The organism is Rhodoluna lacicola (assembly GCF_000699505.1).
GTDB classification, from domain to species: domain Bacteria; phylum Actinomycetota; class Actinomycetes; order Actinomycetales; family Microbacteriaceae; genus Rhodoluna; species Rhodoluna lacicola.
On the sequence record NZ_CP007490.1, the window covers coordinates 382,760 to 396,220 of the forward strand.

Genomic DNA, 13,461 nt, shown 5'->3' on the forward strand with positions numbered 1-13,461 from the left:
GTGAGCCTCAGCCTGTTTGATTCAAAAGCCCAAGCCGTGCGTGCATTTGCACCCATCGTTCCAGGTCAGGTTGGTATCTACCTATGCGGCCCAACGGTTCAGGGCGCACCGCACGTTGGTCACCTTCGTTCTGCCTTGGTTTACGACCAGCTTCGTCGCTGGCTGACCGTTCGCGGTCACAACGTAACTCTGGTGCGCAACGTCACCGACATTGACGACAAGGTTCTAGACAACGCCAAGCAAACAGGTCAGCAGTGGTGGGCACTGGCTTACCGATACGAGCTGGAATTTAATAGCGCGTACTCAGCGCTGGGAATTCAGGCTCCAACTTATGAACCGCGAGCAACCGCTGCAATTCCAGAAATGATTGAAATCATTCAGCGCCTGATTGATAACGGATACGCCTATGTTGCCGACGATGGTTCGGCGAATGTTTATTTTTCAGCCGGCAAGTGGGCAGACTACGGCGAGCTGACCAATCAGCGAATCACCGAGATGGAATCATCGGACGATGGCGAGCAGCGCGGCAAGCGCGAGTCGCATGATTTTGCTCTTTGGAAAGCGCACAAGCCTGGCGAACCAGAATCTGCTTCCTGGCACACGCCGTTCGGCGACGGCAAAGGTAAAGGTCGCCCTGGTTGGCACATTGAGTGCTCAGCCATGTCAACAAAATACTTGGGCACTAAGTTTGATATTCACGGCGGCGGGTTAGACCTAAGGTTCCCGCATCACGAAAATGAATTGGCTCAGTCCCGCGCTGCCGGCGATGAATTCGCCAACTACTGGCTGCACAACGGCTTGGTCAATGTTTCCGGTCAAAAGATGTCAAAGTCTTTGGGCAACTCCATTTTTGCCAGCGATCTTCTGGATGCCGGTCGCGGCATTGCGGTGCGCTACTACTTGGGCTCGGCGCATTACCGCAGCGTATTGGATTACCACGAGGGCGTGCTTGACGAAGCCGAATCGGCAGTATCGCGAATTGAAACCTTCATTGACCGAGCCACCCGCCGACTGGCAGGCACAAAGTTTGCCGCCGAGCCAGTGGCGGCAGCGCAACTGCTATCGGTGTTGCCCACTGAATTTGTCAGCGCCATGGATGACGACCTGGCCATACCAGCGGCGCTGGCTGCACTGCACGAAACCGTGCGCGGTGGTAACTCCAGTTTGGACGCCGAAGATCTTCCAGCAGCAGCGAATGCGCTGGTTGAGGTTCACGCGATGACCGAGGTCCTGGGAATCAATCCACAGGCTTGGCAGGCGGCCGCGCACTCTGGCACAACCGGTGGTGCTGCGAAAGACGAGGCGCTAGAAACTTTGGTGGTTAGCTTGATCGCCGAACGAGACGCGGCCCGTGCTGCAAAAGACTTTGCGCGATCAGACGCAATTAGAGATCAACTTAAGGCAGCGGGCATCGTGCTCGAGGATGCTGCCGACGGAACCCATTGGAGTGTTAGTTAATGGCTGGAAAACCAGGTCGCCCAGGAGCGGCAAAAAGCAAAAAGGGCGGCAAGGTTGGTTCCGGTGGAAACAACAAGCAGCGTCTGGAAGGCCGCGGGCCAACCCCAAAGGCTGAGGATCGCAAGAACCACAAAGCATTCAAGGCAAAGCAGGCCGCCGAGCGCAAGGCCGCAGCTCTTGGCATCAAGATTGTGGGTAAGGGTGCCGGTAACTCTTCAACCGCTCGAAAGTTTGCTTCGGAGCTAGACCCAAAGATCGCCAGCGCCAGAACCGGTAAGGCTGCTCCACGCGCAGCTGCCGGTCGCGCCGGTGCAGCGTCTGGTCGCGCGGGTACCTCAGGAGCAGCACGCGGAACCGCTGGAACTCGCGATGGTGCGCGCCGCGGTGAATTCTTAGCACCGGGGCAGCGCACCGCTGGTGCCGCCGGTGCGGCTAAACGTGCCGGTCAGCGAGTAGCTAAAGCTGAGAATGCATCAGAGGTTTTGTCTGGTCGTAACTCGGTACTTGAAGCGTTGCGTTCAAAGGTTCCGGCAACCGCTTTGTTTATAGCCACTCGCATTGAAATGGATGAGCGCGTAAAAGAAGCCATCAAGATTGCAGCTGCTCGCGGTGTTCCCGTTACCGAGCTAACCCGCCCTGAGATTGACCGAATGACCGGTTTTGATTCGGTGCACCAAGGCATCGCACTTCAGGTTCCGCCATACAAGTACCAGCACCCAATGGAGCTGCTAGATCTAATTCTTTCTCGCGGACAGAAACCACTGTTGGTGGCGCTGGATGGAATCACCGATCCTCGAAACCTTGGTGCAATCATTCGTTCGGTTGCTGCCTTTGGCGGGCAGGGAGTGATTTTGCCGCAGCGTCGTTCAACCGGTGTGACCGCATCTGCTTGGAAGACATCAGCCGGAGCGGCCGCCCGTATTCCGGTGGCCCTAGCTGCAAACCTAAACGCAACTTTGAAGGATCTGAAGAAGCGCGGTTGCTTCATTGTTGGTCTTGACGGTGGCGGAGACATGAGCCTGCCAGAATTCTCACTTGGCACCGAGCCGCTGGTGCTGGTGGTTGGATCTGAGGGCAAAGGTTTGTCTCGTTTGGTGACTGAAAACTGCGACGCGGTGGTTTCGATTCCAATTACCGGAGACACCGAATCGCTAAACGCAGGAATTGCGGCCAGCGTGACTCTTTACGAAGTTTCAAAGCGTCGCGCGGCGATAGCCAAAGGTAAAAAGTAGAACTAAAAAATTCCCCTCGAGTGATCGAGGGGAATTTTTTATGCACGCTTGCTTGCCAACATCAGGCCATCGCCCGCGGTGGATAGTGCTGAAACAAAATCATCATTGTTGCTGAAGAAACGCAGGACGTCTCGGTAAATTGCCGTGGCATCATCACGCATCGCTGGGTCTGGCACTCGGTCACGCCAAAGCGCGTGTGCAATTGCAACCACTCCACCCGGGCGCAACAAACGCGATGCTTCGTGCAGCTGCTCCTCTAGGGTTTCGCGGTCCGCATCAAGAAAAACTAAGTCATAGGCAGCATCGGCCATGTTGCTCATCACGTCAATTGCGCGCCCGTGAATTACTCGAGTTCGATTCGCTGGAATCTTGGCCTCGTTGAAAGCGCGCTTGGCAATCATCTGGTTTTCTGTCTCTGAGTCAATCGTGGCAAGCACGGCCTGCGATGATCCACTCAATAACCACAACCCCGATACCCCGGTTCCGGTGCCGGCTTCAACAATGGCTTTAGCACCGAGCGCCGAGGCAAGCATGGCCAGCTGAGCACCGACTGCTGGGGTAATGCATTCAACTCCCAGTTCTTCGGCGCGGCCTCGGGCATCGCGGAATACTTCAGATTCGGTCGCAAAGTCTTCTGCGAACTTCCAGCTTGTGATTTTGTCTACCATGGGACTCCTTGGCTTACAGCATAAAGCGCGAGCGGGGCAATGCCTTGCATAGAAGAGGTAACCTAAAAGGGTGTTTGGACTAAGCGGCGAGAAACTCCTGATCCTGGGGCTGATTGCCGTATTCATTTTGGGGCCAGACCGTCTTCCGCACTACGCGCAGCAGTTGGCGCGCTTTGCTAAGTCGGCGAAGCGAATGGCCGATGGCGCCAAAGACCAACTCTCTAATGAGATCGGCGAGGAGCTGGACTGGAAGAAGCTTGACCCGCGTCAGTATGACCCGCGCAGAATTATTCGTGAAGCGCTGGCTGAAGATGTGGTTTCCGCACCAAATGCCACCGCTCTGAATAAGCCAAAGACTCAGCTGCAGCCCAAGTTGGCCCCTGGCGAGCAGGCCCCGTTTGATTCTGAAGCCACTTGATGGCTTCAGACCTAGGCTCTGCGAGGCTACTTAGTTTTTCTACTTGAGTCGCTTTAGCATCATGCGCATCAACGGCGCCATGCGGTTGTAATCCTTGGCTCTGCTTGGCAACTTGATTGCCCCGCGTGCTACACCAATGGCTTTGGCTTCGGTAAAGCGCAACAGCCCACCCGGACCGTTTCGACGACCCTGACCCGATGATTTGAATCCACCCATCGGTGTCTCCATTGAAGCAAAGGTTGCGCGGAACCCTTCGTTGATGTTGACGCTTCCCGCATTGAGTTTCTCGGCTACCTTGATGGCCTCGCGCTCCGGTCCAACCACCGATGCGTTGAGACCGTAATCGGTGTCGTTTGCCATTTTGATTGCATCGTCTAGATCTTCATAACCCTCGACATCAACCACCGGACCAAAAACTTCTTGACGATACATGCGAGCATTTTGGTTCACATTTGTAATCACGGTTGGCGAATAGAAGTAGGGGCCGGTCTCGGTAAGTTGCTTGCCGCCGGCAACCACGGTTGCTCCGGTGCTGACGGCATCGTCGATAAAGCCCATCATTCGCTGAAGCTGGTTATATCCGGTCAGTGACCCAATGTCCATGCTGAAGTCGTTTGAGCGACCAACGGTTAGTGACTCGGTGCGCTTTGCAATTTCAGCCAAGAATTCATCTTTGATTCGATTTGGAACATAGACGCGCTCGATAGAAACACAGAGTTGCCCGGCGGAACCAAACGCACCGGCAATTGCAATTTCGGCCGCTCGCTTAATGTTGGCGCCTTCCAGAACAATGAGTGGATTCTTGCCGCCAAGCTCAAGCGAGCAACCAATCAGTCGCCTCGCCGCGCGTTCGGCAACCTTGCGGCCGGTGGCGGTGGAGCCGGTGAAGGCAACGTAGTCAACATTGTCGGTGATTGCATTACCCACGGTCTCGCCGTCACCCACAACTACTGTCCAGAGCTCGGCGGGAATTCCCGCTTCGATGGCAAGGTGACGAGCAAACAAAACTGTGAGCGCTGTTTGATTGTCAGCCTTTTGAATCACGGCATTACCGGCAATTAGCGCCGGTAAGACATCAAGCATGGTGAGGGCAAGCGGGTAATTCCAAGGAGTGATGATGCCAACCACACCAACCGGTACCTGATCAACATAGGTGCGGGTTAGTACTGGAACTCCCGGCTTGGTTTTGCGGCGAGAAAGATATTTTGGTGCGATGCGAGCGTAGTAACTGGCCGAGGCAATAGCACCGGCGGTTTCTTCAAAGGCATGCGCACGAGACTTTCCGGTTTCAAGTTGCAACAGATCAAGCAACTTGGTTTCGTCTTCTAACAGCAGCGCGTGAAGTTCAACTAGCAACTTTGAACGCTCGGCCACCGGAGTCTTTGCCCAGTCGCGCTGGGCCACACGCGCTGCCGCAATTGCTGACTCAACCTGAGCCACGCTCATTTGCGGCAGGTCGTAAATCTTTTTCCCGTTGGCCGGATTCATCACCGGAACGGTATCGGGGTTGGCAGGAAGATGGGCGACTAGGGCCTGGATGCTGGTTTCACTCACAGGCTAACTCTAAGCTTTTTGCCGGCCAGTCCGATCTTGTCTTGGCTAATCTTCAGAGCAATTTCACCGATGGCACTCGCTGCCGGGTCGGCAGGGTCGCTGAGCACGATGGGGTTGCCGGCATCAGAGCCTTCGCGAAGAGGAATGCTCAGCGGGATCTGGCCCAAGACCGGCACCGGGCTGCCAGACAAAGTGGTCAGCCGTGCGGCAACATCTTCGGCACCGCCACTGCCAAAGATCTCAAGTCTGCTGCCGTCTGGCTGTACCAACCAACTCATGTTCTCGATAACTCCAAGAATGCTCTGTCCGGTTTGCAGGCCAACCGCGCCCGAGCGTTCGGCAACTTCGGCGGCAGCAAGTTGCGGCGTGGTGACCACGATGGTTTTTGCGGTTGGCAAAAGCTGACCAAGGCTAATGGCCACGTCTCCGGTACCCGGTGGCATGTCGATCAGTAAAAAGTCCAGATCGCCCCAGTAGACATCGCACAAAAACTGCTCGATGGCGCGATGTAACATTGGGCCGCGCCAAGCAACCGGTTTGTTGTCATCAAGAAACATACCGATTGAAATTACCTTTACGTCAAAGGCAACCGGCGGCAAAATCATTTCGTCGACCCGGGTTGGTTTGTCCTTTATGCCAAGCTGACCTGGAATTGAGAAACCAAAAATATCTGCATCTACTAGACCGACGCGAAAACCCTTGTCGGCAAGTGCCACGGCAAGATTGGCCGTCACCGATGACTTACCCACGCCACCCTTGCCCGAACCAACCAGGTAGACACGCGTCAGGGTATCGGTGTCAAAAGGATTTTGACGAGGAGCTTTGCCGTTGCGCAGTTTGGCCTTTAGTGCATCGCGCTCTGTTTGATTCATCACGGACATGGTCACGGTGGATTCAAATTCTGCAACCGCAGCTCGCACGTCAGCTTCAATTCTTTGCGCTGCCGGGCAGCCGGCCACGGTGAGTTTTACGGTGACGTTGTTTTCGACAATCTCAACCATGTCAAGGTCGGTGATTGGCAGGCGTAGCTCTGGGTCTATGACTTTGTCGAGCGCACGCTTAATCGCGCTTTCGCTCATCAACAATCTCTTTCAGAAGATCGCGCAGTTCATCACGCACGAAATCTTTGGTGGCCAAATCTTCAATCGCAATGCGCAGCGCAACAACTTCACGGGCAAGGTACTCGGTGTCGGCGAGGTTGCGCTCGGCACGCTGACGATCTTGCTCAAACTTCACGCGATCGCGGTCATCCTGGCGGTTTTGAGCCAACAAGATTAGGGGAGCGGCGTATGATGCCTGCATTGACAAAATCAGTGTCAACAGAGTGAAGTTGGTGGCGCGTGGGTCAAACTGCGCGGACTCTGGAGCCAAAGTGTTCCAGGTAAGCCAAATGGCAACCACAACGGTCATACCAATAAGGAATGCTCCGGTGCCCATTGCGCGGGCGAATGATTCCGAAGCGCGACCAAAACGCTCCTGATCAATGGTGATTTTTGGAACCAGGCGCGCACGCTTACTAATTGGACGATCCAAACGAATCTTGACCTTAGCCATTAGTGCACCTCCTCTTCGGTTCGCCAGTCATCAGGCAGTAGGTGGTCTAGAACGTCGTCCACGGTAACCACACCAATTAGTCGGTGTTCGTCGTCAACAACGGGTAGCGCCACAAGGTTGTAATTTGCAAAAGTTCGGTGAATTACTGAGATGTGGGTATCGGCCTTAACCGGCTCCAACTCAACATCAAGCAGCACGCTCAAACGTTCGTGCGGTGGGTAGCGCAGCATCTTTTGGAAATGCACTGTGCCCAGGTATCGACCCGTTGCAGTTTCGTAAGGTGGCAAAGTAACAAACACCGATGCCGCAAGCACTGGTGAAACTTCTTTTTTGCGGATCATCGCCATGGCTTCGGCAACCGTTGCGTCGGCCGCACAAATAATTGGCTCTGTGGTCATCAAACCACCCGCGGTGAATTCGTCAAACTGCATCAACATACGAATGTCTTCAGCTTCTTCTTCATCCATCAGATCAAGAATTGCTTCGCTTCGCTCCTCAGGCAGATTCGCCATCAAGTCCGCGGCGTCATCGGGTTCCATCAAATCAAGCACCTCGGCGGCACGCTCGTCATCAAGTTCAGCGATGATGTCAATCTGCTCTTCTTCAGGTAGCTCTTCAAGCACATCGGCTAGACGTTCGTCATCTAGTTCTTCGGCAACCTCAAGCATGCGCTCGTCTGGCAGATCCAAAAGCGCCGAAGCAAGGTCGGCAGGGCGAAGTTCCGAGTAGGTCGCAATCAACTGCTGTGCGGTCTGACCCTCGTCACCCTCGTGCTCTTCAGAAATCTGTTCCCAGGATGCAAAAACCGTTGCGCCGCGGGCAAAAGGCGAGGCAGAGGTCTTTGGGCGGCGAAGGAAAAGTTCGCTTACGGTCCATTCCTTGTTTTTGCCCTGCTCGATGGCTAGGTCCTCGATATTTGCTGAGCCGGTGCCGTCTAGCAGGCGCACCTTGCGACCCAGCATTTGGGCAATTACGCGAAGTTCCTGACCGTGCTGAGTGAATCGGCGAAGGTCAATCAAGCCGGTGGTGATTACCTGGCCGGCAGAAATTGAGGTGACTCGGGCGATTGGAACGAAGACCTTGCGACGGCCGCTGATTTCAACCAGCATGCCGGTGGCCTTGGGTGAACCCGATTTACGGTACGCCACAAGAACGTCAATGACTTTTCCAACGCGGTCTCCCGCTGGGTCAAAGACGCCACAGCCAGCCAATCTGGCGATAAATACTCTCGAAGCGCTCACCTTACAACCTTAGACGAGAGGTTGAAGGCGTGCCAGAATGAGTTTTGTGAACAATAAGCGAACCCCACGAAACCAGCCAGCAGTGATGCCACAGGGCGAAGTAATTGCAAATTTCAAGCAGTACAACGAGGCATTGGCCTACGTGGACAATCTGCTGAAGCACAACTTTCCAGCTGGTTCGGTGGCAATTGTGGGTTCCGACCTTCGCACCGTTGAGCGAATCCGAGGAAAAGTAACTTACGCAAGACTGGCCATCGGTGGTGCCGTCACCGGTTCTTGGGTTGGTTTGGCCTTTGGGTTAATTTTTGGCGGTAGCTCAGCAACCACTCAGGCGGAATTTGTTTCTGCTTCAGCTGGCATCGGCCAGTCCGTGGTGATTGGTGCTGGCCTTGGAATGCTGTTCAATGTGATTCGCTATTCCATGTCACGTAACAAGCGCGGGTTCGTCTCGCAGTCAAGCGTGGTTGCGTCCAAGTATCAGGTTCAAGTGCCGGCCGCGCTGGCCGATCAGGCTCGCGCGGTGCCTGACCACACCGCCGTCGAAGCTAAATAAATTTAGCCAACCACTTTTCGACATCTGTTGATTTACGCGGTAGTGCCGCGGTCAAATTTTCAACGCCGCTCTTGGTAACCAATACGTCGTCTTCAATTCGCACACCAATGCCACGATATTCCTTTGGCACCGATAGGTCGTCTTGGTGAAAGTAAAGTCCCGGCTCAATCGTGAAGATCATGCCCGGCTGCAAGATGCCGTCCACATACATTTCGCGGCGGGCCTGCGCGCAGTCATGAACATCAAGCCCTAGGTGATGGCTGGTGCCGTGCACCATCCAGCGGCGGTGCAGTTGCACATCTTGCTTCATCGATTCCTCGGCAGAGATGCCAATCAGGCCCCACTCGGCGGTTTTCTTGGCAATCACGTTCATTGCTGCCTGGTGGACATCACTGAATTTCACACCCGGCTTGGCCACCTTGAACGCGGCATCTGCCGCTTCCAGCACCGCGTCGTAAATCTTGCGTTGGATGTGGGTGAATTTTCCAGACACCGGCAGGGTCCTGGTGACATCCGCCGTGTAAAGGCTGTCTACCTCAACACCTGCGTCAAGCAGAATCAAATCGTTTTTGTTGACCGGGCCATCGTTGGTGATCCAGTGCAGGGTACATGCGTGTGGCCCAGAGGCGGCGATGGTGTCGTATCCAAGTCCGTTACCATTTATCCGGGCCTCGGCATAAAACGCTGTCTCAACGATGCGTTCTCCGCGCTGATGACCAACCGCTTGCTTCAAACTCTTGGCTGCAGATTCAAAACCCATCACCGATGCCGCAACGGCCTTACGCATTTCGGCAATCTCGTAGGAGTCTTTTACCAAGCGCAGTTCAGATACAAATTGCGCAAGTTCGGCATCCTTATTTAGGTTCCGTATTTTTTCTTTTGGCAGCGTCTTCAGAAATGCCTTGTATGAAGTTAAGGAGCGGGTCTGAATATCTAGCAGAGCCGAAACTTGCTTCAGGCTGGGACGCTTGCCAACCCAAAACTCTCCGATAGCGGCGTTTGCAAAAAACTCATCACTGTCGTGGCCTGCAGTCTCGCGAAGAAAAATCATGGACTTAGATGTCTTGCCGCGAGCGTCAATTACTAAGACTGAATCAGGAACAGTTGCCGAGCCCCACCCGGTCAGGTGAGAGAACGCGCTGTGAGCGCGATACATATAATTGGTGTCGTTTGAGCGAACCTTTGCCGCACCCGCTTCGAAGACTAGAATCTGGCCTTTGAATTTTTTTGCAACCGCATCGCGGCGGGCGGATGCATATTTAGCCACCGCAGATTTTTTTGGGAGTGAATCTTTTTGTTTCGCCCAGTTGGCGCCCATGTATTCAAGGAATTTGCGATTCTGCGGAGTGCGGGTTCTCATTCCTTTATTCTGGCACTATGGCAATCATTGACCTGCACTCGCACTCCAACCGCTCAGACGGCAAAGAGTCGCCGACAGAGGTCTTTGAGCATGCGGCAGCTGCTGGAGTGAATGTGTTGGCGCTGACCGATCACGACACCACCACCGGTTGGGCAGAGGGTGCAGAGGCTGCGGCCCGATTGGGAATTGGCTTTGTGCCTGGCATTGAGGTAACCACGCGTGCCAAGGTTCGCGTTGGCGAGCGTGACCGATTTATCAGCGTGCACATGTTGGCTTATTTGCCCGACCCACAGTACAAACCTCTCGCCGACGAATTGCATGACACCGTGGGTTCACGTGAGATTCGTGCGATGGGCATCACAGACAAGCTAGCCAAGGATTTTCCGATTACCTGGGATTTGGTTTTAGAAATGCTGGAAGATGGCGCAACCATTGGTCGCCCGGCAATTGCTGATGCGCTGGTTAAGTTGGGCGTGGTTGCCGATCGCGCCGAGGCGTTCAGGGGAGTGCTCGACAAGCACGGCCCCTATTACATAGCTACAGACACCACCGATACCTTCGACGCCATCAAGTTAATTCGCGAATCTGGTGGCGTGCCAATAATTGCTCATCCATTGACCGATGTTGGGGCAAATGCATCTCGCGGTGATTTGCCAGAAGAGCACTTTGAAAAACTAATTGATGCCGGACTGATGGGATTTGAGGTCTACCACCGCGAAGTGCCAGAGGTTGCCCGCGAATGGTTGTTAATGCTGGCGCGTAAACACGATTTGATTCACACCGGCTCTAGCGATTACCACGGTGTGCATGGCAAACCGAATCGCCTTGGTGAAAACACCACCGCTCCAGAAATGTTTGAAAGAATTTTGGCAGCGGGTACCGGTTCAAAAGCAATTTTGTAGCAGAAGGTCAGAGAAAAAATGGCAGAAAAAGTTATGGGACCAAAGTCTTACTTTCCATCGATTGAAAAGAAGTATGGCAAACCCATCGAACACTGGATGAAGTTGCTCAAGGCAACCAAGAGCATGAAGCATATGGAAGCGGTGAACTGGTTAAAGACCGAACATGAAATTGGTCACGGTCACGCCAACGCCTTAGTTGCGGTTTACCGCCAAGAAAACGGGCTTAGTTAACGCGACTTAGTTAGCGGCCGGTTTTCCGCCTTTAGTGCGGTTGCGCTGACGCGGTGGACGCTTGTGTTCGCCACCTCCGTGTGACTCAGTCTTTGGCGCATCCGACTTAGGTGCATCTCCGTTTGACTTGTGAGGGCGGTCGCCACCGCGGTGACGGCTCTTATCTCCACGACCAGCACCATCTTTGTGGTTTCTACCGGCTTGCCCACCCGCGCGACCAGAGTTGCCGCGAGGCTTCTCATCATCACCAGGCTTCCAACCCTCAGGTCGCTTGCTCTTAGCGATGCGCCCCTTGGTACCAGCGGGAATTTCTAGATCCTTAAACAGGTGATCTGAGCTTGAGTAGGTCTCGGTTGGGTCTGGTTGACCAAATTCCAAAGCGGTGTTGATGTGAGTCCAGCGAGTCAGGTCCTCCCAGTCAACGAAGGTCACGGCAATACCGGTGCGTCCTGCGCGACCGGTGCGACCAACGCGGTGCAGGTAGGCCTTCTCGTCCTCTGGAATTGTGTAGTTGATCACGTGAGTTACATCGTCAACATCGATACCGCGAGCGGCGACTTCGGTGGCAACCAAAATATCTTTTTTACCGGCGCGGAATGCAGCCATCGAGCGCTCACGTGCTTCTTGCGTCATGTCTCCGTGCAGTGCGCATGCGTTAAAGCCGCGATCAATAAGTTCTTCCGAAACCTTTGACGCTTGACGCTTGGTCTTGGTGAAGATTACGGTCTTGCCGCGACCTTCGGCTTGCAGAATGCGGCCAACCACTTCATCTTTATCCAGCGCGTGCGCACGGTAGATGAATTGCTTAATGTCGGCCTTAGTCTGGCCTTCATCGGGGTCATTGGTGCGAATGTGCACCGGGCGGTTCTGGTATTTGCGAGCCATGGTCACGATGGTGCCTGGCATAGTAGCCGAGAACAACATGGTCTGGCGACCATCTGGTGTGTAGGCAAAAAGTTTTTCAACGTCCGGCAGGAAGCCAAGGTCAAGCATTTCGTCTGCTTCATCAAGAACCATGAAACGAATGTTGCTCAAGTCCAGAAGTTTCTGCTTAGAAAGGTCAATCAAGCGACCCGGGGTGCCAACAATAACCTGCGCACCAGCATTGATTTCGGCAACCTGATCTTCGTAAGACTTTCCACCGTAAATTGCGGCCACCTGAGTCGAGCGGTTTGCAGATGCTAGCTTTAGGTCGTCGGCAACCTGGATGGCAAGTTCGCGAGTTGGAACTACTACCAGCGCCTTTGCCCCAGGCTCTGGATTGATTCCAAGGCTCTGCAACAGTGGCAAACCAAAGCCAAGAGTCTTACCGGTACCGGTTTTTGCCTGGCCGATGATGTCTTGGCCAGTTAAAGCAAGCGGAATAGCCTGTTCCTGGATTGGAAACGGACTGGTGATACCTCGGCTCTCGAGGGCATCAACGATGTCCTGATCAATGCCTAATTCCTTGAAATTCAAAATGCTCCTAAGTCTTGACCAGTCTAGCCGTCGGGTTATCCTTGTTGACGTGTTCGAATGGCTGAAGCGTCTACGTACCACCGCCCGCAATTTCACATTGCCAGCGCGTGAGGAGCGAGGCGCACGCAACACCGAAAAGGTGAACCTCAAGCCATACACCCCGGAACCTAAGGTTTTTCTTGGCCAGTTGGCGTATCTGCAGCTAAGCCAGTTTGAAATTTTGACCAGTGAATTGAAGTATTCACCCAACACGCAGTACAAGGCGGAATTAGGTGAGGCTGCGGCCAAGAGTTTTGAAAAGTACCGCGCCATCTCTAAGAAGATTGCCGCCATGGGAATTGATCCCACCGATGCAATGGACCCGTTCGTTGAACGCATCGAAACTTTTCACTCTCGCACCAACGGGCTTGATTGGTACGAGACAGTCATCAAGATTTATTTGGTTTCTGGACTACTCGATGACTTTTACCGTCGTTTGGCAATTGGGTTAGACCCAATTACCCGCGCCGAGGTAGAGAAAGCACTTAAGGACACAAAGTTTGAAGCGTTCGCCAAGAAAGTTTTGATTGAGTCAATGGCGCGTGATGCGCAACTGGGTTCACGTCTAGCGCTGTGGGGCCGCCGAATCATGGGCGATGTGTTACTTGAGCTGCGTGCGGCATTTGATAATCGCAAGCTCGCGGGAATCGCGAAAACCAAGAAGCTGACTATAGAAGAAGAGCGTGCGGTTAACCTGGCGTCTTACTCAAAACTTGAGCCATTGATCACCGAACTTATCGGTGCTCACACAATGCGCATGGACGCGCTTGGCCTAACTGCCTAATTCGTAAAT

The 13,461-nt window shown here is 54.0% G+C and carries 14 protein-coding genes; 7 read left to right on the forward strand and 7 right to left on the reverse strand.

The features are described 5' to 3' along the window. Entirely contained in the window at window positions 1-1,458 is a 1,458-nt protein-coding gene (gene cysS, locus RHOLA_RS01855; RefSeq protein ID WP_038501982.1) for a cysteine--tRNA ligase, read from the forward strand. Beyond that, entirely contained in the window at window positions 1,458-2,690 is a 1,233-nt protein-coding gene (gene rlmB, locus RHOLA_RS01860; RefSeq protein WP_038501983.1) for a 23S rRNA (guanosine(2251)-2'-O)-methyltransferase RlmB, read from the forward strand. The genes cysS and rlmB overlap by 1 nt, the downstream gene beginning before the upstream one ends. Before the next feature lie 38 nt (window positions 2,691-2,728). Here rlmB and RHOLA_RS01865 read toward each other — a convergent pair whose 3' ends face one another. Next, window positions 2,729-3,358 (reverse strand): O-methyltransferase, encoded by a 630-nt coding sequence (locus RHOLA_RS01865; protein WP_038501984.1) that lies wholly within the window; start codon window positions 3,356-3,358, stop codon window positions 2,729-2,731. Window positions 3,359-3,428: 70 nt separating this feature from the next. Here RHOLA_RS01865 and RHOLA_RS01870 point away from each other — a divergent pair, with 70 nt between their 5' ends. Continuing rightward, complete coding sequence (locus RHOLA_RS01870) at window positions 3,429-3,776, forward strand: twin-arginine translocase TatA/TatE family subunit (protein ID WP_038501985.1); 348 nt, start codon at window positions 3,429-3,431, stop codon at window positions 3,774-3,776. 39 nt (window positions 3,777-3,815) lie between these two features. Here RHOLA_RS01870 and RHOLA_RS01875 read toward each other — a convergent pair whose 3' ends face one another. The 4 genes from RHOLA_RS01875 to RHOLA_RS01890 are packed head-to-tail and all read right to left on the reverse strand — an operon-like array spanning window position 3,816 to window position 8,125. Beyond that, the gene (locus RHOLA_RS01875; protein ID WP_038501986.1) at window positions 3,816-5,330 is read right to left on the reverse strand and encodes a succinic semialdehyde dehydrogenase; all 1,515 of its coding nucleotides are present in this window, start codon (window positions 5,328-5,330) and stop codon (window positions 3,816-3,818) included. Then, a complete protein-coding gene (locus RHOLA_RS01880; protein ID WP_038501987.1) occupies window positions 5,327-6,409 on the reverse strand; it encodes an Mrp/NBP35 family ATP-binding protein in 1,083 nt (360 codons plus the stop codon). Before RHOLA_RS01880 ends, RHOLA_RS01875 begins: the two co-directional genes overlap by 4 nt. Further along, window positions 6,390-6,884, reverse strand: a complete 495-nt coding sequence (locus RHOLA_RS01885; RefSeq protein ID WP_051636186.1) for a DUF1003 domain-containing protein — start codon at window positions 6,882-6,884, stop codon at window positions 6,390-6,392. The genes RHOLA_RS01880 and RHOLA_RS01885 overlap by 20 nt, the downstream gene beginning before the upstream one ends. Beyond that, complete coding sequence (locus tag RHOLA_RS01890) at window positions 6,884-8,125, reverse strand: magnesium transporter MgtE N-terminal domain-containing protein (RefSeq protein ID WP_038501988.1); 1,242 nt, start codon at window positions 8,123-8,125, stop codon at window positions 6,884-6,886. Before RHOLA_RS01890 ends, RHOLA_RS01885 begins: the two co-directional genes overlap by 1 nt. Window positions 8,126-8,162: 37 nt before the next feature. On the opposite strand from RHOLA_RS01890, the gene RHOLA_RS01895 reads away from it, so the two are divergent. Next, window positions 8,163-8,678 (forward strand): YflT domain-containing protein, encoded by a 516-nt coding sequence (locus RHOLA_RS01895; protein ID WP_051636187.1) that lies wholly within the window; start codon window positions 8,163-8,165, stop codon window positions 8,676-8,678. Here the strand turns inward: RHOLA_RS01895 and RHOLA_RS01900 are convergent. Then, on the reverse strand, window positions 8,671-10,038 hold the full coding sequence (locus tag RHOLA_RS01900) for an aminopeptidase P family protein (protein WP_051636188.1): 1,368 nt from the start codon (window positions 10,036-10,038) through the stop codon (window positions 8,671-8,673). The genes RHOLA_RS01895 and RHOLA_RS01900 overlap by 8 nt on opposite strands. A 17-nt stretch (window positions 10,039-10,055) precedes the next feature. Between RHOLA_RS01900 and RHOLA_RS01905 the strand changes: the two genes are divergently transcribed. Together RHOLA_RS01905 and RHOLA_RS01910 are read left to right on the forward strand one after the other, a co-directional pair. Next, window positions 10,056-10,940 carry a PHP domain-containing protein gene (locus tag RHOLA_RS01905; RefSeq protein ID WP_038501989.1) on the forward strand — a complete coding sequence of 295 codons (885 nt, stop codon included), beginning with the start codon at window positions 10,056-10,058 and terminating at the stop codon, window positions 10,938-10,940. An 18-nt stretch (window positions 10,941-10,958) separates the two neighbouring features. Then, window positions 10,959-11,171 carry a DUF4287 domain-containing protein gene (locus tag RHOLA_RS01910; RefSeq protein ID WP_038501991.1) on the forward strand — a complete coding sequence of 71 codons (213 nt, stop codon included), beginning with the start codon at window positions 10,959-10,961 and terminating at the stop codon, window positions 11,169-11,171. Window positions 11,172-11,177: 6 nt separating this feature from the next. Here RHOLA_RS01910 and RHOLA_RS01915 read toward each other — a convergent pair whose 3' ends face one another. Then, on the reverse strand, window positions 11,178-12,629 hold the full coding sequence (locus tag RHOLA_RS01915) for a DEAD/DEAH box helicase (RefSeq protein ID WP_038501992.1): 1,452 nt from the start codon (window positions 12,627-12,629) through the stop codon (window positions 11,178-11,180). A gap of 49 nt (window positions 12,630-12,678) precedes the next feature. On the opposite strand from RHOLA_RS01915, the gene RHOLA_RS01920 reads away from it, so the two are divergent. Beyond that, on the forward strand, window positions 12,679-13,452 hold the full coding sequence (locus tag RHOLA_RS01920) for a ferritin-like fold-containing protein (RefSeq protein ID WP_158384485.1): 774 nt from the start codon (window positions 12,679-12,681) through the stop codon (window positions 13,450-13,452). Window positions 13,453-13,461: the final 9 nt, after the last annotated feature.